This window comes from Ruegeria sp. SATB045, from assembly GCF_059613525.1.
The window spans coordinates 150,650-171,723 of the sequence record NZ_JBXWSR010000024.1; the positions used below are offsets into that span (position 1 = coordinate 150,650).

General features: G+C 59.8%; 24 protein-coding genes. 8 read left to right on the forward strand and 16 right to left on the reverse strand.

Annotated elements, in window-relative coordinates; genetic code table 11:
- The first annotated feature begins 21 nt into the window (after positions 1 to 21).
- Positions 22 to 1,419: an aspartate aminotransferase family protein gene (locus AC2FNR_RS13650; protein ID WP_496849499.1), complete on the forward strand. Its 1,398-nt coding sequence runs from the start codon at positions 22 to 24 to the stop codon at positions 1,417 to 1,419.
- 75 nt (positions 1,420 to 1,494) lie between these two features.
- Here the strand turns inward: AC2FNR_RS13650 and AC2FNR_RS13655 are convergent, their stop codons facing one another.
- Positions 1,495 to 2,793: a lytic murein transglycosylase gene (locus AC2FNR_RS13655; protein WP_496849501.1), complete on the reverse strand. Its 1,299-nt coding sequence runs from the start codon at positions 2,791 to 2,793 to the stop codon at positions 1,495 to 1,497.
- 62 nt (positions 2,794 to 2,855) lie between these two features.
- The gene (locus AC2FNR_RS13660) at positions 2,856 to 3,569 is read right to left on the reverse strand and encodes a helix-turn-helix transcriptional regulator (protein ID WP_496849503.1); all 714 of its coding nucleotides are present in this window, start codon (positions 3,567 to 3,569) and stop codon (positions 2,856 to 2,858) included.
- Positions 3,570 to 3,654: 85 nt separating this feature from the next.
- Here AC2FNR_RS13660 and AC2FNR_RS13665 point away from each other — a divergent pair, with 85 nt between their 5' ends.
- Both AC2FNR_RS13665 and AC2FNR_RS13670 read left to right on the forward strand, forming a co-directional pair.
- A complete protein-coding gene (locus tag AC2FNR_RS13665) occupies positions 3,655 to 4,350 on the forward strand; it encodes a glutathione S-transferase family protein (RefSeq protein WP_496849505.1) in 696 nt (231 codons plus the stop codon).
- Positions 4,347 to 4,733, forward strand: a complete 387-nt coding sequence (locus AC2FNR_RS13670; protein WP_480866535.1) for a DUF1801 domain-containing protein — start codon at positions 4,347 to 4,349, stop codon at positions 4,731 to 4,733. Before AC2FNR_RS13665 ends, AC2FNR_RS13670 begins: the two co-directional genes overlap by 4 nt.
- On the opposite strand, the gene rnr is transcribed toward AC2FNR_RS13670, so the two are convergent.
- From rnr to dapE, 3 genes are read right to left on the reverse strand one after another with little or no spacing between them, the layout of a single operon-like run.
- Positions 4,724 to 6,982: a ribonuclease R gene (rnr, locus tag AC2FNR_RS13675; protein WP_496849507.1), complete on the reverse strand. Its 2,259-nt coding sequence runs from the start codon at positions 6,980 to 6,982 to the stop codon at positions 4,724 to 4,726. The genes AC2FNR_RS13670 and rnr overlap by 10 nt on opposite strands.
- Before the next feature lie 48 nt (positions 6,983 to 7,030).
- Complete coding sequence (locus AC2FNR_RS13680; RefSeq protein ID WP_496849509.1) at positions 7,031 to 7,606, reverse strand: TIGR04282 family arsenosugar biosynthesis glycosyltransferase; 576 nt, start codon at positions 7,604 to 7,606, stop codon at positions 7,031 to 7,033.
- Position 7,607: 1 nt separating this feature from the next.
- Entirely contained in the window at positions 7,608 to 8,747 is a 1,140-nt protein-coding gene (gene dapE, locus AC2FNR_RS13685; RefSeq protein WP_480866541.1) for a succinyl-diaminopimelate desuccinylase, read from the reverse strand.
- A gap of 208 nt (positions 8,748 to 8,955) precedes the next feature.
- On the opposite strand from dapE, the gene AC2FNR_RS13690 reads away from it, so the two are divergent.
- On the forward strand, positions 8,956 to 10,014 hold the full coding sequence (locus AC2FNR_RS13690) for a transporter substrate-binding domain-containing protein (protein ID WP_496849512.1): 1,059 nt from the start codon (positions 8,956 to 8,958) through the stop codon (positions 10,012 to 10,014).
- Here AC2FNR_RS13690 and AC2FNR_RS13695 read toward each other — a convergent pair.
- The 5 genes from AC2FNR_RS13695 to AC2FNR_RS13715 all read right to left on the reverse strand — a co-directional run bounded on the left by AC2FNR_RS13695 (position 10,011) and on the right by AC2FNR_RS13715 (position 13,643).
- Positions 10,011 to 10,355, reverse strand: a complete 345-nt coding sequence (locus AC2FNR_RS13695) for a DUF8846 family protein (RefSeq protein WP_496849514.1) — start codon at positions 10,353 to 10,355, stop codon at positions 10,011 to 10,013. The genes AC2FNR_RS13690 and AC2FNR_RS13695 overlap by 4 nt on opposite strands.
- 46 nt (positions 10,356 to 10,401) lie before the next feature.
- Positions 10,402 to 11,028, reverse strand: a complete 627-nt coding sequence (locus tag AC2FNR_RS13700; protein WP_353394145.1) for a LysE family translocator — start codon at positions 11,026 to 11,028, stop codon at positions 10,402 to 10,404.
- 99 nt (positions 11,029 to 11,127) lie between these two features.
- Positions 11,128 to 11,955: a 2,3,4,5-tetrahydropyridine-2,6-dicarboxylate N-succinyltransferase gene (gene dapD / locus AC2FNR_RS13705; protein ID WP_170355440.1), complete on the reverse strand. Its 828-nt coding sequence runs from the start codon at positions 11,953 to 11,955 to the stop codon at positions 11,128 to 11,130.
- 126 nt (positions 11,956 to 12,081) lie between these two features.
- The gene (locus tag AC2FNR_RS13710; RefSeq protein WP_496849516.1) at positions 12,082 to 12,681 is read right to left on the reverse strand and encodes a GntR family transcriptional regulator; all 600 of its coding nucleotides are present in this window, start codon (positions 12,679 to 12,681) and stop codon (positions 12,082 to 12,084) included.
- A gap of 44 nt (positions 12,682 to 12,725) precedes the next feature.
- A complete protein-coding gene (locus AC2FNR_RS13715; RefSeq protein WP_496849518.1) occupies positions 12,726 to 13,643 on the reverse strand; it encodes a threonine/serine dehydratase in 918 nt (305 codons plus the stop codon).
- A 79-nt stretch (positions 13,644 to 13,722) separates the two neighbouring features.
- Here AC2FNR_RS13715 and AC2FNR_RS13720 point away from each other — a divergent pair, with 79 nt between their 5' ends.
- Together AC2FNR_RS13720 and AC2FNR_RS13725 are read left to right on the forward strand one after the other, a co-directional pair.
- Entirely contained in the window at positions 13,723 to 14,565 is an 843-nt protein-coding gene (locus AC2FNR_RS13720) for an LOG family protein (protein ID WP_496849520.1), read from the forward strand.
- Positions 14,566 to 14,568: 3 nt separating this feature from the next.
- Entirely contained in the window at positions 14,569 to 15,666 is a 1,098-nt protein-coding gene (locus AC2FNR_RS13725; protein ID WP_480866547.1) for a cystathionine gamma-lyase, read from the forward strand.
- Here AC2FNR_RS13725 and AC2FNR_RS13730 read toward each other — a convergent pair whose 3' ends face one another.
- The gene (locus AC2FNR_RS13730; protein ID WP_170355445.1) at positions 15,667 to 16,050 is read right to left on the reverse strand and encodes a hypothetical protein; all 384 of its coding nucleotides are present in this window, start codon (positions 16,048 to 16,050) and stop codon (positions 15,667 to 15,669) included. It lies immediately after the preceding gene.
- Positions 16,051 to 16,192: 142 nt separating this feature from the next.
- Between AC2FNR_RS13730 and AC2FNR_RS13735 the strand changes: the two genes are divergently transcribed.
- Together AC2FNR_RS13735 and AC2FNR_RS13740 are read left to right on the forward strand one after the other, a co-directional pair.
- Positions 16,193 to 17,110, forward strand: a complete 918-nt coding sequence (locus AC2FNR_RS13735) for a DnaJ C-terminal domain-containing protein (RefSeq protein WP_496849523.1) — start codon at positions 16,193 to 16,195, stop codon at positions 17,108 to 17,110.
- The gene (locus AC2FNR_RS13740) at positions 17,107 to 17,451 is read left to right on the forward strand and encodes a hypothetical protein (RefSeq protein WP_170754661.1); all 345 of its coding nucleotides are present in this window, start codon (positions 17,107 to 17,109) and stop codon (positions 17,449 to 17,451) included. Before AC2FNR_RS13735 ends, AC2FNR_RS13740 begins: the two co-directional genes overlap by 4 nt.
- A 3-nt stretch (positions 17,452 to 17,454) precedes the next feature.
- Here the strand turns inward: AC2FNR_RS13740 and AC2FNR_RS13745 are convergent, their stop codons facing one another.
- The 5 genes from AC2FNR_RS13745 to AC2FNR_RS13765 form a co-directional block, all read right to left on the reverse strand.
- Complete coding sequence (locus AC2FNR_RS13745; RefSeq protein ID WP_496849525.1) at positions 17,455 to 18,081, reverse strand: cytochrome P460 family protein; 627 nt, start codon at positions 18,079 to 18,081, stop codon at positions 17,455 to 17,457.
- Between the two features lie 228 nt (positions 18,082 to 18,309).
- Positions 18,310 to 19,500 carry a dual-specificity RNA methyltransferase RlmN gene (gene rlmN / locus AC2FNR_RS13750; protein WP_353394159.1) on the reverse strand — a complete coding sequence of 397 codons (1,191 nt, stop codon included), beginning with the start codon at positions 19,498 to 19,500 and terminating at the stop codon, positions 18,310 to 18,312.
- A 79-nt stretch (positions 19,501 to 19,579) separates the two neighbouring features.
- Positions 19,580 to 19,957, reverse strand: coding sequence for a lysozyme inhibitor LprI family protein (locus tag AC2FNR_RS13755; RefSeq protein ID WP_170355449.1), 378 nt, complete (start codon positions 19,955 to 19,957; stop codon positions 19,580 to 19,582).
- Between the two features lie 110 nt (positions 19,958 to 20,067).
- Positions 20,068 to 20,235: a hypothetical protein gene (locus AC2FNR_RS13760; RefSeq protein ID WP_480866555.1), complete on the reverse strand. Its 168-nt coding sequence runs from the start codon at positions 20,233 to 20,235 to the stop codon at positions 20,068 to 20,070.
- Positions 20,236 to 20,407: 172 nt separating this feature from the next.
- Positions 20,408 to 20,941: an invasion associated locus B family protein gene (locus AC2FNR_RS13765; protein WP_170754671.1), complete on the reverse strand. Its 534-nt coding sequence runs from the start codon at positions 20,939 to 20,941 to the stop codon at positions 20,408 to 20,410.
- Between the last annotated feature and the right edge of the window lie 133 nt (positions 20,942 to 21,074).

Genomic DNA, 21,074 nt, shown 5'->3' on the forward strand with positions numbered 1-21,074 from the left:
GCTCTTGCAGGAGATTCCCCGATGTCGACCATCACAAATCACATGCCTACTGCCGAATTGCAGGCACTGGATTCCGCCCACCACATGCACCCATTCTCGGCCAATGGCGCGCTCGGGAAAGAGGGTGCTCGCGTCATCACCCGCGCCAAGGGCGTCTATCTGACCGATAGCGAAGGCGAGGAAATCCTGGATGCCATGGCCGGTCTTTGGTGTGTCAATGTCGGCTATGGCCGCGACGAACTGGCCGAGGCGGCTGCGCGACAAATGCGCGAACTACCCTACTACAATACCTTCTTCAAAACCACGCATGTCCCCGCCATCGCGCTGGCTAAAAAGCTGGCCGAACTGGCGCCTGGCGATCTGAACCATGTGTTCTTCGCTGCTGGCGGGTCTGAAGCAAATGACACCAATATCCGTCTGGTTCGCACTTATTGGGCCGAAAAAGGCCAACCAGACAAGAATATCATCATCAGCCGCCACAATGCCTATCACGGTTCGTCCGTTGGCTCGGCCTCGCTGGGGGGTATGGCAGGGATGCACGCGCAGGGTGGTATTCCGATCCCGAACATTCACCACATCAACCAGCCGAACTGGTGGGCCGAAGGCGGCGACATGACGCCCGAAGAGTTCGGTTTGGCCCGCGCGCAGGAACTGGAAGAGGCAATTCTTGAACTGGGCGAAAACCGCGTCGCGGCCTTCATCGCCGAGCCGGTTCAGGGCGCAGGTGGCGTGATCGTCGCCCCCGACACCTATTGGCCTGAAATCCAGCGTATCTGCGACAAATACGATATCCTGCTGATCGCGGATGAGGTCATCTGCGGCTTTGGCCGCACTGGCAACTGGTTCGGGTCTCAAACCGTGGGCATCCGCCCCCATATCATGACCATCGCCAAGGGCCTCAGCTCGGGTTACGCGCCCATCGGAGGTTCTATCGTCAATGATGAGATCGCCGAGGTGATTGGCGGCACCGAATTCAACCACGGCTACACCTATTCCGGCCACCCGGTCGCCGCCGCCGTGGCACTGGAAAACCTGCGCATCCTCGAAGAGGAAAAGATCGTGGACCACGTCCGCGACGTCGCCGCCCCCTACCTGAAAGAAAAATGGGAGGCGCTGGTCGATCACCCGCTGGTGGGCGAAGCGAAAATCGTCGGTATGATGGCCTCGATTGCGCTGACGCCCGACAAAGCAAGCCGCGCTAAGTTCGCCTCAGCCCCCGGCACCGTCGGCTATGTCTGCCGCGACCGTTGCTTTAGCAACAACCTGATCATGCGCCATGTGGGGGACCGGATGATCATCTCACCTCCGCTGATCCTGACCCCATCGGATATCGACGAGATGTTCGTGCGCATCCACAAATCGCTGGACGAAGCTCAAGCCGACATCATCGAACAAGGGCTGATGAAAGCCGCCAGCTGATCCGCGCAGCTTCATCTGGCCAAATATATCTCGGGGGAATCGCGGCTTGCCGCGATGGGGGCAGAGCCCCCTCCCCTACCTCAACCGCTCTAGCAACCGTAGGGTTGGATAACCATCCGGCACCAGACCTTGCGCCAACTGATAGGCCCGCACCGCGTTGACAGTATTCGGGCCTGTGCGCCCGTCGATTCCTTGGGTATCGAACCCAGCCTCGGTCAAAAGGCTCTGCAGCTCTTTCTTTTCGGTAAAGCTCAGTATCCGATCATCGCGGGGCCAAGATGCCTGAAATGGCGCGCCGCCAACCAGCCGATCCGACAAATGGCCAATCCCGATCACATAGGCGTCGGCACCGTTGTATTTCTCGATCACCTTGAAATTCTCGAATATCATCAAGGCCACGCCTTGCCCGCCTGCCGGCAATAGAATGGCCGCCTTCCCATGATCCGGAATGGCCTGTCCATCACGTCCAACAACACCAAGCGCGGCCCATTCGGATGGCATCAACCTGTGATCCCGCTTGGCCGAGGCAAAATCGAAACCGTCTGGCAACTGCACTTCGATCCCCCAGGGTTGACCCTTTTTCCACCCATGTCGCGCCAGGTAGGACGCCGCCGAAGCCAAAGCGTCTGTCGGGTCGTCGGACCAGATATCTCGCCGTCCGTCGCCATCAAAATCCACCGCATGTTCCAAATACGAGGTCGGCATAAACTGCGTATGACCCATTGCGCCCGCCCAACTGCCTGTCATCGCGCCGGGCGCGACATCGCCAGCCTGAATGATCTGCAAGGCGGCCACCAGCTGCGCCTCGAAGAAAGACGCCCGTCGTGCGTCGAACGCCAGCGTTGCCAGCGACCGGATCGTCTGATCTCCGCCCCGAAACGAACCATACGAGGTCTCAAGCCCCCAGATGGCCGTTACAACTTCTTTCTCGACGCCATATTGCGCTTCGATCCGGGTCAAGACCGCGTCATGGCGCTCCAACCCGGCGCGTCCATTCGCAATTCGCCGGTCTGATACGGCAGAGTCCAGATACTCCCAGATTGGCTTCGAGAACTCGGCTTGATTGCGATCGCGCTTGATAACGTCCCAATCGTAAGTCAGCCCCGCCAATGACCGGTCCAACGTCGTCGCAGATATACCTTGCTGCAACGCGCGTTCGCGGAACACTCCCAGCCACGCCTGAAAGCGCGCATTCCCTTCAGTTGACACGCGGATCTCCTTAAACTCTGGCCGAACAACCGGCCGTATCGACACGGTGACATCGGCCGATGCGAGCTCGTGAATCTGTGGGCCATTGGCCGAGTTGATAGGATCCGCCTGCACTATGGATGCCCATAATGCAGCGGTCATGACGCCGCTTACGCATTTATGCATTCCGATTTTCCTGATTACTGCTCAACACCAAGGTAGCGCATAATGGCGAAATCACAAAGAGCTCAGGTTTCGTCCTCGCGGAGTTTTGCTGCCCGCTCGGCCCGCAACCGATCCAGCGCTTGCCGAAGCAGAGGCACCCTGTTGGGCCGGAAAAAGTCTTCGGTCAGGGCCATGTCGCGCATACGGTCCAGCCGGAATATTCTGAAGTCCTGCCGTAAATGGCACCAACTGATCAAAACGCTTGCCCGGTCCATATATACGATACTCAGCGGATTCACCCGACGACGGGTGGCATCCCCCTTGGCATCGGTATAGGCAAACTCGACTGTGCGTTCATCCCATGTGGCTTGTCTCAGATCGCGCACATCGATGGTTGGCCGGGTCGGGCGATCAAACCGGGTGGCCGTCAGGACGGCGTGTGACAGGCGATGCGACTGGCGGTGTGGCAAGCGTCCCTGCAGCTTGCGCAGAACCGCCCCAGCCGCATCTGCTAGACCTGGATCGCCAATGGATTGCACCTCGCGCAAGCCCAGAACCAGTGCCTCTAGCTCGTCATCGGTGAAGCCCAAAGGCGGCAGAGTCGCATCCTCGATCAGGGTGAACCCAAACCCTGCCTCTCCGTCGATGACAGCTCCCAGTCCGCGCAAAGCGTCGATGTCACGATGAACGGTGCGGGCTGAGACGCCCAGATCCTGCGCCAGTTGGACCGAAGTCTTGGGCGACGGGCCAGAGCGCAAGGCTTGCATCAATTGGAACAGGCGAGCGGTGCGAGACATATCGCAATCTAGACTAAGGCTAATGACAAAAACTGTCATTATGGCATCTTATCCAAACGGCATCTTAACGACTCCGGAGCCAACGATGCTGACCCTTCTGACCTTCCCTGCCGCCTTTGGCCAATTCAGCGCCAGCCCTTTTTGCGTCAAAACGGCTTATATGTTGCAACTGTCCGGCCAAAGCTGGCAGCGGTCCGATATGCTGAACCCATCGAAGATGCCCCACCAGAAATTGCCTGTTTTGCGCACGTCTCAAAGGCTGGTGGCCGACAGCGACCTGATCCGGGACTGGCTGGAAACACAAGGGGCCAATTTCGATGCAGACCTTAGCGACATTCAAAAGGCCCAGTCCCGCGCCCTGATCCGCATGGCCGAAGAACATATCTATAACCACGTCGTTCTGGATCGCTGGGGCAATGACGAGGTCTGGCCGATCCTGCGCGATATGTTCTTCACCGAGGTTCCTGCACTGATCCGTCGCCCCGTGACCCACGCAATCCGCAAATCGGTGATGAAGCGAATGGACGGGGCCGGTGTCTCGCGGTTCTCGGATACTGAACGCACAGATCGCCTGGAACGTGACCTCGTAGCGATATCAGCTTTTCTGTGGCAGTCGCCCTTCCTGTTCGGTGAAAGCCCAACCGCCGCAGATATGAGCGTCGGGCCTGTACTGGCGGCGATGCGCGCGACACCAAAAGAAACTCAGCTGACGCGACGCATCAAAACCGATAGCTTGCTTAACAGCTATTTGGACCGGTTAGAGCAGGCGATCCCCCTATGACGCCCTTTCAAGACCCCGCTGTTCAGTCCGTTTTCGACGGGTACAAGCCAGACACCCACAAGGGTGTGCTGGCCCTGCGTGAATTGATCTTTGAAACGGCCCTAACTCTTCCCAGCGCCCAACCGCTGCAAGAAGCCTTGCGCTGGGGGCAACCCGCCTACTTGGCACCCAAAGGGTCCACGATCAGGTTAGGGGGCCACAAGACCGCCAGTTTCGCACTGTTCGTCCATTGCCAAAGCCGTCTGATCAGTGATTTCACTTCGTCCTTCCCAGACGAGGATCGGCTGGAAGGCAACCGGGCAGTTCTTTTCGACGACCCCCGCCAGATTGACGCGAACCGCCACGGATGGCTGATTGCGCGGGCGCTCACCTATCACCTCTGACGACGTTTGCGTTCGACTTTGCGTTTGATCTTGTCTTTCTTGCGCTTGTTGCTGACCGCCTTTCGCCGTGCGCCGCGTTTCACTGGGCCGCGGCCGCGCGGCAGGGCTTGATCGTCGATGGACAGCAGCTCCAGCTCCAGCCCGCCCGTAACCGGCGTCGCCGCAGTCAGACGCACGGTGACGCGTTGACCGATGGCGATGATCAACCCGGTGTCTGATCCCATCAGCGTCCCGGCTTCGCGGTCGAAGTGGAAGAACTCACGCCCCAAGGATCGCACGGGCACCAACCCATCAGCGCCGGTTTCGTCCATCTTCACAAAGGCCCCGAACCGCGCGATGCCGCTGATGCGGCCGGTGAACTCATTGCCCACCCGCTCGCTCAAATAGGCCGCCAGATAGCGATCGGTTGTGTCGCGCTCAGCCATCATCGAACGCCGCTCGGTGTCCGAGATATGGGTGGCGGTTTCGTCCAGTCGCGCGATTTCATCCTCGGTCAGCCCATCCTTGCCCCAACCATGGGCCGAGATCAGCGCCCGATGCACGATCAGGTCCGCATAGCGGCGAATGGGCGAGGTGAAATGTGCATAATTCCGCAGCGCCAGACCGAAATGGCCGAAATTCTCTGGGTTGTAGTAGGCCTGCGCCATCGACCGCAGGGTGGTCAGGTTGATCAACTCGGCATCTTCAGTGCCCGCAGCAGCGTTCAGCAGCGCGTTGAGGTGACGTGTTTGCAGCACCTGCCCTTTCGCAAGGTTCAAACCTGCAGCCTGAGCAGTTTCCCGCAGGCTTTCCAACTTCTCGGGCGCGGGTTCTTCGTGGACACGGAACAGCAGCGGGCGGCGTTTGGCAATCAGCGTTTCAGCGGCGGCCACGTTGGCGAGGATCATGAACTCCTCAATCAGCTTATGAGCATCCAGCCGGTCGCGAAACGCCACGCTAGTCACTTCACCGGTGTCGCTGAGGACGATCTTGCGTTCGGGCAGGTCCAGCTCCAATGGCTGTCGCACCGCACGCGCGGACTTCAACGCGGCATAGGCAGCGTAGAGAGGTTTCAGCACTGTCTCCAACAGGGGCCCGGTGCGGTCGTTGGGGGTGCCATCGATGGCCTCCTGCACCTCGGCATAATGCAAAGATGCAGCCGAGCGCATCAGCCCCCGCACAAACCGGTGGCCGATCTTGTTACCCTCGGCGTCGATCTGCATCCGGACGGCGATACAGGCGCGCGGTACGCCTTCGTGCAGCGAACAAAGATCGCCCGACAGACGATCCGGCAGCATCGGCACAACGCGGTCTGGGAAATAGCTGGAATTGCCGCGCTTGCGTGCCTCACGGTCCAGCGCGGTGCCGGGCTGCACGTAAGCGGCGACATCTGCGATAGCGACCCAGATTACATGACCGCCGGGGTTCTTGGGGTCGTCATCAGCGTGCGCGTAACAGGCATCGTCGTGATCGCGCGCGTCCGAAGGGTCGATGGTCAGCAGCGGCATATCCCGCAGGTCTTCGCGGCCCTTCAGGCCGACGGGCTTGGCCTTGTCGGCCTCATCGATCACCTTGTCGGGGAAATCATCCGGGATGCCGTGCTGGTGGATCGCAATCAGCGACACCGCCTTGGGCGCGGTGGGATCACCCAACCGTTCGACAATCCGCGCGCGGGGCAGGCCCATGCGGTTCTTGGGGCCAGCCTGTTCGGCCTCGACCAGCTCACCATCCTTGGCCCCATGCACCGCGCCATCGGTCACCAGCCATTCGTTTTGGCCCGCCTTGTCGATGGGCACGATCCGTCCGCCCTCGGCCCCTTTGCGGAAAATGCCGACGATCTTGCGCGGGTTGGTGCCGATCCGGCGGATCAGGCGTGCCTCATAATTGTGGTCTTCCTCATGCACCACGGTCAGGCGGGCCAGAATCCGGTCGCCCTCGCCCAGAGCCGGGTCACTGGCGCGAGTGATCAACAAGACGATGGGCTCAACCCCTTCACCATGCCATTCCAGCGGGCGGGCGAACAAGTCTCCGTCCGCGTTCGGAGCCTTCACTTGCAGCACACTAACCGGCGGCAGACGATCCGGGTCGCCATAGCTGCGCTTGCGCTTTTCCAGATGGCCGTCGGCCTCAAGCTCGCGCAGGATGCGTTTCAGGTCGATCCGCGCCGCGCCCTTGATCCCAAAGGCTTTGGCGATATCGCGTTTCGAGGTCAGGGTGGGGTTCGCCGAGATCCAGTCAAGGACCTCCTGCTTGGTGGGGATACGACTCATATATTTGGCGTAACACGGGCGTGCGACGGCGTCATGACCAAAAACGGATCAGGGTTTCAGATCCGCCACCGTGTCCACATCGCGCAACGGGTCCAGCAGCGCCACCCGTGCGCCGGAGATCGAGGCCAGCGTGTCGGCCAGTGCATGTTCGGTGGACCAGCGCACATCGCGGAACAGGTTGTTGGGAAGCGCGCCATATCTTTGCGCACCCACCAGCCAATAGCCGCCATCCGGGGCGGGGCCGAATGCCATCTGCGCGGACCCCAACGCCGTGAACGCGCGGGCAATGTGGCTGCGGGTAATGCCCGGAATATCCGCGCCGATCAGGCAGACCGGCCCCGGCGGCATCCCGCGCAGCATCCGACCCATCCGGTCACCCAGATCTCCGCGCCCCTGCGCCGCCCGCGGCAGATCAGCAGGCCAGATTCGGCTGGTCAGACCTTTGCGGTCAGGCGCGACCGCCAGCACAATCTGCCAACGCGGATCACGCAGCCGCCGGATCAACGAGCGTGTCTGGTGGCGAAACCACCAAGCCGCCCCAACCATACCGATATCGCGGCCCAGCCGGGTTTTCACCCGACCGGGGCGCGGCTCTTTCACCATGATCACGAGAGTGCGCTGCATGTTAGGCGAAATAGTCCCGCAGGATGCGCGTGTAGATGGCCTTGAGCTGTTCGATCTGTGCCACCTCGACGCATTCATCCACCTGATGCATGGTGCGGCCCACAAGGCCGAATTCCACCACCGGGCAGTGGTTCTTCACAAATCGCGCGTCCGAGGTACCGCCCGTGGTCGACATCTCGGGCACCACACCGGTTTCCGCCTCAACCGCCTTGGCGACCAGGGCGGACAGAGGCCCCGGCGGGGTCAGAAAGCTCTCGCCAGAGATCTTGATGCGCAGGTCGATCTCAACCCCGAACTCATCGGCCACTGCAGCGGCCTCGGCCCGCAACCAATCGCTGAGGCTGGCCCCAGAATGCAGATCGTTGAACCGGATATTCACCGCTCCTGTAGATTGCGCGGGGATCACGTTGGTTGCCGGGTTGCCCGTGTCGATCGTCACCACGGCCAGTGTTGAGGCGTCGAAATGGTCCGTACCCTGATCCAGCTCGTGACTGGCCAACCGATCCATCAGCCGCGCCATTGCGGGCATCGGGTTCTTGGCGCGGTGCGGATAGGCCGCGTGACCCTGTACCCCGGTCACGGTGAACCAGATGTTCATCGAGCCACGCCGCCCGATCTTCATCATCTCGCCCATTGTGTTGGGGCAGGTCGGCTCGCCCACCAGACAGACCGACATCTTTTCCCCGGCACTGTCCATATAATCCAGCAGGGCGGTGGTGCCGTCCAGCGCGTCGCCTTCCTCATCCCCGGTGATGGTCAGGATGACGGCCCCGTCGGGCGGCGTGTCGCGCACAAAATCAACGGCCGCTGCGGCAAAGGCCGCCACTCCGGATTTCATGTCCGTCGTGCCTCGACCAAACATCACGCCATCTTTCACCTCGGCCCCGAAAGGTGGCATGGTCCATGCAGCCTCATCCCCAACCGGCACGACGTCTGTATGGCCATTAAAACCAAAGCTGCGCGGATGCCCTTTGTCGCCCCAGCGTGCAAACAGATTGCAAATCCCGCCGCGATCGACACGGGTGCAGGCAAACCCCGCCTCCGCCAGCAGCTTTTCCAACAGAACAAGGGCGCCCCCTTCATCAGGTGTGACCGATGGGCAACGGATCAGGTCCGCTGTCAATTCTACCGCATCTGTCATTTCTTGCCCTTTCTCTGCACTGAACTGCATCTTCGCGCACAGATTCAACGAATTGGCGGGATTGCCAACCCCCGCACGGCACGCTTCACACGCTTTTTTGCAGTCTATCTCGCGTTGACATGTCAACAAAACATTGGCGTTTCCGTTGCGATTGCCTTGCCGCCCAATTCGAAATCGCGTTAGAGGGCCGCGAAACAGGTAAATTTCGATGACACGCGCTTTTATCGCTTGGATCTGCCTGACTTTCGCCGTTCTTGCACAGCAAAGCCAGGCGCAGACTTTGACGGTCACCACTGTGACCCGCCAACCGTTCTCGTATGTCGAGGACGGGGCAGAGACCGGATTCTCGATGGATCTTCTGGCTGCATTGGCACAATCGTTGGACTGGGACTACCAAATCAACCGGGTCGAGGGGTTCGGAGATATGCTGGTCGCAGTGCAGGACGGATCAGCAGATTTGGCCATCGCCAATATCTCGATCACGGCAGCGCGTGAAACCCAGATGGATTTCAGTCAACCGATTTTCGAGGCCGGGCTTCAGATCATGGTGCCGTCGGACGCGATGCGCCGCCCGTCACTGTTGCAGGCGTTGTTGTCAGTCGAGCTGTTCATCGCAATCGGGCTGGCCTTTGCCATCCTGCTGGGCGGAGGAATGCTGATGTGGGTGTTCGAGCGCCGCTCGCAGCCCTATTTCGATCGCAAGCTGGACGAAGCGTGGTTTCCGTCCTTCTGGTGGGCGCTCAATCTGGTCGTGAATGGCGGGTTCGAGGAACGGATGCCGCGCACGCCCTTTGGGCGCTTGCTGGGTGTTGTTTTGGTCGTATCATCCCTGTTCATCGTGTCTGTCTTTACCGCACGGATCACCTCGGTGATGACGGTGGATGCGATCAGCGGCAACGTGAATTCGGTGAATGATCTGTACGGCAAACAGGTCGGAACGATCTCGAACTCGACTGCGGCCAGCTTCCTGAACCGGCGCGAGATCGAATTTACCGGATACGACAGTCTTGAACCCTTGCTGGACGCATTCCGGGCCGAAGAACTGGACGCGATCGTCTTTGATGCGCCCATCCTATCCTACTATGCATCGCACGAAGGACGCAGATTCGCGTCCATGACGGGCGGGGTGTTCCTGCGCGAAAACTACGGCATAGCCTTTCCCACCGGGTCGCCTCTGGTCGAGGATGTCAATCAGGCGCTGCTGGCGCTACGCGAAGATGGAACCTATGACGAGATCTACCGCAAATGGTTCGGGGCGCGGAACTAAGCTGGTTCCTCATCCCCGAAAAACGGTGTCATCTGGGCGACAATAACCGCGTTTTCATCCAGCGCGCGCTGCATCAGGGCGCGCTCATCCGGGTCGATGTCATGCCCCTGCGCCTCGCGTTCAACCAGCGTGCCATAGCCGGTCACATCCAAAGGCGCTGTGTCAGCCTGTTTCAGGATGGCGACGGTTTCACGCACGGCCTCGGCTTCGTCCACGCCACTGGCAAAGCACATCAGCGCTGCACCGGTTGCACCTTCGGGCAAACCATCGCCTTCCTTGCGACCGATCTGCACAAGCAGGGTGTAAACTTGCTGACGAGAGGGTTTCTTTTGCTTTTCCATGCGCCCGGCCTTATCGCCGCGCCGCGTGTTGGTCAAGCGCGGGGCACTAACGCTCGGCCGTCGCCAGTTTGAGCGCCAGCGCCACGAAGATCACGCCCGAGATCCGGTTCAGCCACAGTTGAACGCCCGGCGACCCGCGCAGCAGCCCGCCCAGAGTACCCGCGGCCAGCGCCACAGCACCGAAGACCACGACCGTAGCCAGAAACATCAGAGCGCCCAACTGATAGAACTGCCCAATGATCGGCCCGTTATTCGGGTCGACGAACTGCGGCAGAAACGCCAGCATAAAGATTGTCACCTTGGGATTGGCAATATTCATAATCAAACCGCGTAGAAACAACTTGCGCGTCGCGATACGGGGTGCATCTGCACTGTCCAGCCGGGTTTCGGTGGCCGTGAAGGCTTTCCACGCCAGATAGACCAGATACCCCGCCCCGGCATATTTCAACATGGCAAAGGCCGCCTGCGAGGTCTGAAACAGCACCGCAACCCCGAACGCTGCCGCAGTGGTGTGTACAATCAGCCCCGATGCCAAGCCAAGCGTCACAATCAGCCCTGACATCCGGCCATAAAGCGCCGATTGGGTCAGTACAAAAATATTGTCCGGCCCCGGCACCGCGGCCAAAGCGATGGCAACGCTCATGAACAAAATGACCACGTCAACGGGAATCATGAAGACCTCAAAAGGTGCGAGAAAGAGCCGGTCAATTCTTCAGACTGCAGGAGAAGGCCAAATCCACAAAACATGACCTTTTCCCGCGAACGCTCGGGATCAGTCGCGCAGCAGCTCGTTGATCCCGGTTTTGGAACGGGTCTTTTCGTCTACCCGCTTCACAATGACGGCGCAGTAAAGGCTGACATTGTTTTTCGACGGCATCGAACCGGCCACAACCACCGAATAGGGCGGCACCTCGCCATACATGACCTCACCGGTTTCGCGGTCGACGATCTTGGTCGACTGGCCGATGAACACGCCCATCCCCAGAACCGACCCTTCGCGGACGATACAACCCTCGACCACTTCCGACCGCGCACCGATAAAGCAATTGTCCTCGATGATCGTGGGGCCAGCCTGCATCGGCTCGAGCACGCCGCCGATACCAACGCCGCCCGACAGGTGGACGTTCTTGCCAATCTGTGCGCAGGACCCGACAGTGGCCCATGTGTCGACCATGGTGCCTTCGTCCACATAGGCGCCAAGGTTCACAAAGGACGGCATCAAGACCACGCCGGGCGCGACATAAGCCGACTTACGCACCACGCAGTTTGGCACGGCGCGGAAACCGGCGGCTTTCCACTGGTTCTCACCCCAACCGGCGAACTTGCTGTCCACCTTGTCCCACCAACCGCCATCCTGCGGGCCACCCGTTTGGATTTCCATGTCCTTGATGCGAAAACCCAGCAGAACCGCCTTTTTGGCCCACTGGTTTACGTGCCAATCGCCGCTGTCCAGCTTTTCTGCAACCCGCAGGGAACCGCTGTCCAGTGCATTCAGCGTATCTTCGATGGCTTCACGCTGTTCACCGGTGGTGGCGGGGGTTATTGTATCGCGTGCCTCCCAGGCGGCTTCGATGGCGGCTTCCAGTTGCGCGTTGGACATTTCGGGGCTCCCTGACGAATCTGTTCATGTTGGTGTTGCCTATACGCAAGCGCCAACCTTGGCGCAATGCGACGCAGGTGGGCGCGTTTGCGTCGGGCCGATCGCAATCAAAGGCTACAGCAGTGGTCAACGCGCGCGCCGGATGTGCCGAACCAGAAGCCCAACCGCCCCTGCGGTGTCTTTCTTTTGGATCGCCTGCATGATCGCCGCATGATCCGTATCCGCCCGCTGCACCCATTTTGGCCGCCAATGCGCGAACAGATGGCGCGCGCTGGCAATGTGCAAGTCATCAATCGTCCGCAGCAGCCGGGGCAGCGCGCATGGTGCAAGAATGGCGCGGTGGAAAGCGCGGTTTTTGGCCTCCCACTCGGGCATCGTTTCAGCCGCATCGCAGGCCAACCGCGCCTGTTCTGCCCGGGTGACCGCGTTCATCGACATGTTCTGCACCGCGTATTGCAAGGCCAACGGTTCAAGGGCGACACGCATTTCGATCACTTCGCGCACTTCAACCGGATCCAGTGGCGTCACACGCATCCCGCGTCGGGGTTCGCTTTTGGCCAGCCCATGGGCTTGCAAACGCAGCAGAGCTTCGCGCACCGGGACATGGCTGGTATCAAAAGCCCGCGCGATGTGGTCCTGACGCAGTTTTTCCCCCGCGCTCAGCTCTCCGGTAATGATTTGCTGGCTGAGGGTGTCATAGATAATGTCGGCAATGGTCGCGCTCATGAATTATAGATAAAATCCACCGTCACTGATCACAAGCCGCATTCTCAGCCCATAAATGGGTCGGGTGAGATGTTGCCCCCGCACACCAGTACTGCAACCTTTTCACCGCGCGCAGGTGTATAAGCGCCCGATAACAGCGCAGCCAATGCGGTCGCGCCTGCGGGCTCGACAAGGATGCGATGGGTTTGCCAAAGCAGTTGCTGCGCTTGGGCAATCGCCTCATCGGGAACCAGGACCGAGGTCATGCCCTGAGCCAACCCATAACAGATTGACCCAATACGCCGCGCACCCAGCGCATTGGCCGCGATCCCGGACACCCGGACATCCACCGGCTCACCGGCCTGCAAGGCGGCATTCAAAGCACATGAGGTTTCGGGTTCTACGGCCACGACCTTGCGCGCATTTTGCAACCAAGCAAGCGCTCCGGCGATCAGCCCTCCGCCACCGACAGCGACCAGAACTGTGTCGGCTTGCAGGCCTTGCGCCTCCCATTCGGCGAAACACGTGCCTTGCCCGGCGACGGTGCCCGGCGCGTCATAGGCGTGGATCTGCATCGCGCCGGTCTGCGCTTCATGATCTTGCGCCGCCGTAAGCGCGTTCGCGTATTCGCCAGAGACCACACTCAGGTCCGCTCCCGTTTGTTCGATCAATGCGATTTTGGACGGACCCGCCAGTTTGGGTACGAAAATCTTGGCCGGATAGCCCAGCGTCTGCGCCGCATAGGCCGCCGCTGCCCCGTGATTGCCACCCGATGCGGCCACCACACCGGCCTCGGGGACATCCATGCTGAGCAACGTGTTAAACGCCCCGCGCGCTTTGAAGCTGCCAGTGTGCTGCATATGCTCCAGCTTCAACTCGACGGGATAGTCCAGCCCCAGCGCATGGCTTTCCACTACGGGTGTAACCTGAGCATATCCGGCGATGCGGTCTGCGGCCGCTGAAATTTCGTTTTTCCAATTCATTCTTGTACTTCCGTGACTGGCACTCCGCCCGCGAACCCTATAGCTGTTTTGGAAACACGCAAGCAGGGATCGATCACCTATGAGAGAAGACCGCCACAGCCCGTTTCGCGACGCGCAGACCGACCGCTCGACCGCGAGCGAGGTGCCGGATACGCCGCAGACGCGCTCCCCCGCCTATCGCCTTGCCTTTGCCGATGACGAGTTCCTGTGCCGCGATGAGCTGCGCCCGGTGCGCCTGCAGCTGGAACTGCTGAAGCCTGAGATGATCATGAGCGAACGTCAGATCACCTCGACCATCGTCATGTTCGGCGGTGCACGCATCCCGGAACCGTCGCAGAAACACACCGCCCGCACGAAAACGCTGGCTGATTTGTCGGAGTATTATGACGAGGCGCGCGAATTCGCCCGGCTGATGACCGAGAAGTCGAACCAGGCCGGCTGCCGTGAGAACGTGATCGTCACCGGTGGCGGCCCTGGCGTAATGGAGGCTGGCAATCGCGGCGCGCAAGATGCAGGCGGTTGTTCCATCGGATTGAACATCGTGTTGCCGCACGAGCAGGCGCCGAATGAGTACGTGACGCCCGAGCTCAGCTTCAACTTCCACTATTTCGCCATCCGAAAGATGCACTTCCTGATGCGCGCTCGCGCCATCACCATCTTCCCCGGCGGCTTCGGCACGATGGATGAGCTGTTCGAGTCGCTGACCCTGATCCAGACCGGCCGGATGGACCGCGTGCCCTTCCTGCTGTTTGGCCGTGAATTCTGGGAGAAAGTCATCAACTGGGAAGCGCTGGCAGATGCGGGCACCATCTCGGACGAAGATCTGGACCTGTTCCGCTTTGTCGACACCGCGCAAGAGGCTGTCGACATCATCGAGAATTGGGAACCCGCCCCGCCCCGCGACGACATTCCGGGGCGCTGAGAGATGGCCCCCAAACCCGGAGAGATGCTGCACCTGCGCGGCAATGCCCTGAATGCAGGCGACCCTGTAGCGCTGCCTTTGACCCAAAGCAGCATGTACCACCTGCCAGGCGCGCCGGATGGCCTGCCGACCTATGGCCGCGTCGACAACCCCACATGGGTGCATCTGGAACATGTTCTGGCCCATCTGGAGGGCGCGCCTTGCCTCGTGTTCCCCTCGGGCATGGGGGCGATCTCGGCCGCTTTGTTTGCCGCCATCAAGGCCGGGTCGCGTATCCTGATCCCATCCGACGGCTACTACGTCACCCGCGTGCTGGCGGATCGATTTCTGTCGGGTCTGGGCGTGTCGGTCACCGAACGCCCCACGACCGCGTTTACCGAGGGCGGATTTGACGGGTTCGATGTGGTGTTTGTCGAAAGCCCCTCGAACCCCGGTCTGGATATGATGGACCTGCCCGCGATTGCACAGGCAGTGCGCGCTGCTGGCGGGATCACGATTGCCGACAACACCACCATGACCCCGCTGGGCCAGCGCCCGCTGGATCTGGGCGTGGATGTGGTTGTGGCCTCAGACACTAAGGCGATGGGCGGGCATTCCGACCTGCTGATGGGCCATGTCTCCAGCCGCAATCCGCAGATCATGGAGAGGGTCGAGGAATGGCGCAAAGTCTCGGGCGCGATCCCCGGCCCGCATGAGGCATGGCTGCTGCATCGCGGATTGGAAACGCTGGATGTGCGGTTCGACCGAATGTGCGCCTCGGCGCAGGTACTGGCCGAGCGGCTAGCGGATCACCCTGCGGTGAAAGCCATCCGCTATCCCGGTCTGCCCTCTGACCCCGCGCACGCGCTGGCCAAAGCGCAGACAACGCGGTTCGGGTTTCTGTTGTCGATCACGCTGGACAGTGAAGACAAAGCCGAAACCTTCATCAACGCCTGCCCGATGCTGCGTCCTGCCACGTCCTTTGGGGGCGTCCACAGTTCGGCTGAACGCCGCGCGCGCTGGGGCGACGATGTGGACCCAGCCTTCATCCGACTTTCGGTCGGCTGTGAACCGGTCGAGGAGTTGTGGCAGGCGATAAACGCCAGCCTTAACGCGCTGTGATTACTTCTTGGGCTCGCGCAACTCGGTGAACACATAGATCGGCAGCACGATGCTGGCGATCAACGCCCCCAGCCAGACCAGCAGGGTTGAGGCCAGCAGGTTGGAAATCCCGCCTACAGTCAGGCCGTTTGTGATCAGATCGGTCAGCAACAAGCCGACAAAGGTCACGATCAGCGCGATGCCACCCTTGATCGCAGGCGCGCGCTTTGCCCCCAGTTTCAGGATCAGCGGCTCGGCGATCCATTGAATAAGCGTGAAAACGATCACCACCACAATGAACGAGATCGGTCGGATCGCGAACTCGGGCAATAGGATCGCCGCCAGCAGCAGCCCGATGGCGTTCCCGGCCAGCAAGGCCAGAATGGATTTCAATCGGCGCGTCATGGGGCCTCCGGTCAATCTATAAAAACATGCGTATGTTAGCAGATCTATAGGGATTTGCGAGCGGTTTCAAAAGCCTCTTCCTTTTGGGCCGTTGAAAACGCATGATAAAACCATCCTGTTCCTCCGAGCCGCGAGAGGTGAGATGAGCGACGATCCCTATTCCGCCCTTGGCGTCACCAAAGACGCCAGCGATGCCGAGATCAAAAAAGCCTATCGGCGCATCGCCAAAGACTGCCACCCCGACCTAAAGCCCGGCGATGCCGAGGCCGAGGCCAAGTTCAAAGCCGCAGCTGCCGCTTATGACCTGCTGAAAGACCCCGAAAAGCGCGCGCAGTTTGATCGGGGCGAGATTGACGCTTCGGGTCAGGAACGCGCCCAGCAGCAATACTATCGCGACTATGCCGAAGCCGCCGGAAACCCTTATCGTGGGCGCGCCGCAGACTCGGACGATATGTCGGACATCTTCGCCGAGTTCATGCGCGGGCGTGGCGGCTATGGCCAGCGCAACCAGGGCTTCCACGCGCCGGGGCATAACCGCAGCTACAGCCTGCAGATCAGCTTTCTAGATGCTGTGTTTGGCGCCAGCCAGAAACTGACATTGCCTGACGGCGACCGGATCGAGGTTAAGATCCCGGCAGGCATTACAGACGGCCAAACCATCCGACTTCGCGGCAAGGGGGATCCCGGGTTTGGCGACGGGCCTGCAGGTGATGCCCTGGTCACCGTGACAGTCGCACCTCATCCGGTGTTTGAACGTCAGGGTGATGACATCCACATTACCCTGCCCATCACCATTGACGAGGCTGTTCTGGGCGGCAAAATCCCCGCGCCAACTATTGACGGCGGCGTCAACGTCAGCGTGCCGCCCGGCACCAGCAGCGGCAAAACCTTGCGGTTGCGGGGCAAAGGGGTCAAAAAACGCGGCTCGGCCGAACGGGGCGACCAACTGATCGAATTGACCGTCGCCATGCCCGACCAGGTCGACGATGACCTAAGGGCTTTCATGGAAAATTGGCGCGACACGCACAGCTATGATCCTCGCAAAGGAATGCCGTCATGAACCGCACCTTGACCGAATCCGAAGTGATCGCATCCGTGACCCGCCTGACCTCGGCCCGGTTGACCGAGTATCTGGCCGCCGAAATCGTGATCCCTGAGAACACTGAACAAGGGCTGGTCTACCACAGCCTCGACGTGGCCCGGCTGGAGTTGGCCTGTGAATTGCATGAACAATACGACATGGAGACCGACGCGCTGTCGATGATGATCTCACTTATCGACCAGATGCACGGTTTGCGCGCCGAACTGCGTGAGGTGCTGAGCGCCGTCGAAGCGCAGCCGGAACCAGTCAGGCAAAACCTGATCGATGTGATCGGAATCGCCCGGTTCGGGTCAAAGTAAGGTTCAATTCTGCACCAAATATTCTTCGGGTACATAAAAAGTATAGTCCCGATCAGCCACAGCCTCGTGGCAATCGTGGCAATAGGCTACGGCGCTTGAGCGATCTCCCATCGTGTCACCGAACACCGACCCGTCCGGCATCACCATGATGTACCGCCAATCCGCCGTATCGGGGCTAACGCCTTCGGCCAGCTTTTCCATTACGAACAATGCGCCGGGATGCGTATTGCCGGTATCCGTGACGGTCATGCTGTCCTTCGCCAACACAGACCCCATGGGCAGTTTTTCGCCCTCAGTCAGAGTGCCATAGTTGTGTGCCATCCGGTTTGCATAGCTGTTCACGAACCGCCGGCCATGTGTCTCAGAGATGTAAGGCGCATCATTGAACAGCGGCCAGCTTTGGTAGTTTCTGATGATTTCCATTTGCGCGGAGGCATATCCCCGCGCCATGCGCTTTTGCAGCGAGCTATAGATGCCGGACGCTTCTTCCTTGGACAGTTCAGCAGGATTTTCGATGGCAAGATGTGCGCTTTCACTCTCGGACTGGGCTACAGCAGAAACTGCAACCAAACAGCCGACACATAGCCCCGGAAATATGCCGGGGATTCGTCGTATCAATTCCAATAGCATTCTATGGCCCAACCGGTAATTCGTTTCACAGGAACGCAGCACGTCATGTGAGTGGCAAGTGGATAGCGGCCACGCTTAATCTTGCCAAAATGGGTAAAGCTTGCGCTTGGTCAGGCGCTGGTATGTCAGTGCTTCAACCACTCAGGCCAGACAAACATACCAAATTCCGCATACAATAGACAGCGGACGGCGCATTAAATCTGTTCACATATCGCTGAAATATTGCGCTTACTGCCTGTCCAACCCCGCTTCGGCTGCGATTTGCTTGCGAGATTTGCGCGCGCGTTCCGTAGCTGACTTCAGCTGGCCGCAGGCCGCCATAATGTCCTCGCCCCGAGTCTTGCGGATGGGTGAAGCATAGCCCGCCTGATAGATGATATTCGCAAAAGCCCGGATTCGGTTGTTCGAGCTGCGCTTGTACGGCGCGCCGGGCCATTCGTTGAACGGGATCAGGTTGATCTTGGCCGGGATCTTGTGGCGCTTGATATGGTCGATCAACCGGTGCGCGTCAGCGTCGCTGTCATTCACACCATCCAGCATCACGTATTCAAACGTGATCCGTTCGGAATTCGAGACTTTAGGATAGCTGGCCAGCGCCTGAAGCAGTTCCTCAATGTTCCAACGCTTGTTGATGGGGACCAGCACGTCGCGGGTCTCATCCGTTGTCGCATGGAAGGAGATTGCCAGCAGGCAGCCGATTTCCTCGGCGGTGCGGGCGATTTCAGGGACAACGCCGGACGTGGACAGGGTGATCCGGCGGCGCGACAGAGAAATCCCTTCGGGGTCCATGGCGATCTTCATCGCGTCGCGGACGTTTTCAAAGTTATAGAGCGGCTCGCCCATGCCCATCAGAACGATGTTCGACAGCAAACGGGTTTCATCCTTGGGCGCACCGGGGGTGGGCCATTCGTCCAGATCATCGCGGGCCATCATTACCTGACCCACGATCTCGGCCGCGGTCAGGTTGCGCACTAGTTTCTGTGTGCCTGTATGGCAGAAAGAACAGGTCAGCGTGCAGCCCACTTGCGAGGAAATACACAGCGTGCCGCGATCCTCCTCGGGGATATAGACCACCTCGACCTCATGCCCGCCGGCGATGCGGCACAGGTATTTTCGGGTGCCGTCCTCGGACACTTGCCGCGTCACGACCTCGGGGATTTCGATGACGAAATTCTCGGCCAGTTGGGCACGATAGGCTTTGGCAAGGTTCGTCATATCCGCAAAGTCGCGCTTGCCCCATTGATAGATCCACTGCCAGATCTGACCGGTGCGCATCTTGGCCTGCTTTTCCGGCGTGCCATGTTCGATCAAAGCCGCACGCATCTGGTCGCGGGTCAAGCCGACAAGGTTCACCTTTCCCTCGGGCAGTTTGCGAGGGAGGGTCAGGACGTCTTGAGTGATCGGCGCTTTGGGCGACATGGGGCTATCTCGGCAGATTCTGGCTTGGGATGCGCCTCTATATAGGACCTAGCGCAAAGATCAAAAGAAATCGTCGCGTTTAATTCGCGTAGCGCAGCAATTCGTCCACACGTGCCCGGCCCAACTCTACCCGACAGGCGGTAATGCCAATGCCGGTACCTGACCCACCGCCGAACGACGCGCCAACAGCCTCGCATTGGGCATCGCGGTAAGCCAGCCACGCGGTCTGAGCGCTGTCCAACGCGGGCACTGCCACAACACGTCCGGTAACATCATCCAGTTCTTTGGCCGACTGCATGGCGATGTCGTAACTTGCATCTATCGCCTGATTGACGCGGTCCTCCATCGCGCCCACGCATGCGCCGATCTCTACCTGAGACCCAGCATCCAGACATTCTAGTGCTGGATCGGCACTGGCAGCGGAGGACAGAAACAAAATCAAAAATGCAAAGCGCATCAGGCAGCTCCCTTTTGGTTGCCCAATACTAGCACAGGCCCGGGTTCATCCCAAAGCTACGAAGCCCCAGGCACGACGACATGGCCGTGCCACGATGGGACCCGCATGCGTCAAATGCCCGGTGGCAGGATATTGCAATCCGTTGCGTCCAGCGTTTGAACCGGATCATCCGGCCCGCATTGCTCGCCCGTGACCGGATATGTATCGGCCTCTTTCTCGCAGGCACTCAGGATAAGGGCGGCCATCATCAAGACGGTGGTGAGTGATTTCGTTGGCATTTCGGGCTCCTTCACTAGTTCAGAGCCTTATACATGCAGATATTTGCATTCATTTCTTTGACCGGAATCAAGTTCTGAATACGGGTGCCGCCTCCAGAACGCTGCACAATGCCTTGTCACAAAGCAAAAACCCCGCCGAACTGGCGGGGCAGCGGTCAGGCAAATGCCCAGTTTAGCTAGTGCAGCGCTTTTCCGCGTCTTCAATCGCCGCAGTGAACCCCAGCAATGAGAACGTGTCCTTGGTCTGCGTGCCACGCTCAGAGCGCGCAGTCAGTACAGCCTCGGTCCCGCGTTTCATCGCGGCAACAACCTTCAGGTCTTCGCCTTCGGTCGCAGGCCACGCCCATTCGCCTTCGGTGATCAGCTCGAACTTGGTGCCATCGACATCAAGACTCACGGTTGACCCTGCCGCGAAGGGATAGCCACCCGTAAAGGTAACCTGACCTTTAACCTCGGCGTTGGGGCGGTAGAACACGAACAGCAAAATATCACTGCGGCGCACCGAGACTACGCGACCGCCACGGGTATTCACTGTCTCTTTAGGTGCAGAAACGCTCCAGCACTCGGTTGGGTCGTCTTCGACGAAAACGCTCCAATCGGTTTTGGCAGCCACCCTGTTGGTGCTTGTTGCCTGTTGAGCGGTTGCAGTTGTGGCCAGCCCCGCCACGCAAAGGCCCGCGATCACGCGGACAAGCTTTGATCCCATCGTCCAGCCTCCTAGCTCGACTATTACCTCATACCCACCATCGTCGCGTGCGAACCCTGCCTGGTTCGTCTGTAAGTTGCGTCTTCTGGTGTTTGCCGACATACACACTGTAACGCAGGTTTCGCCACAGGCG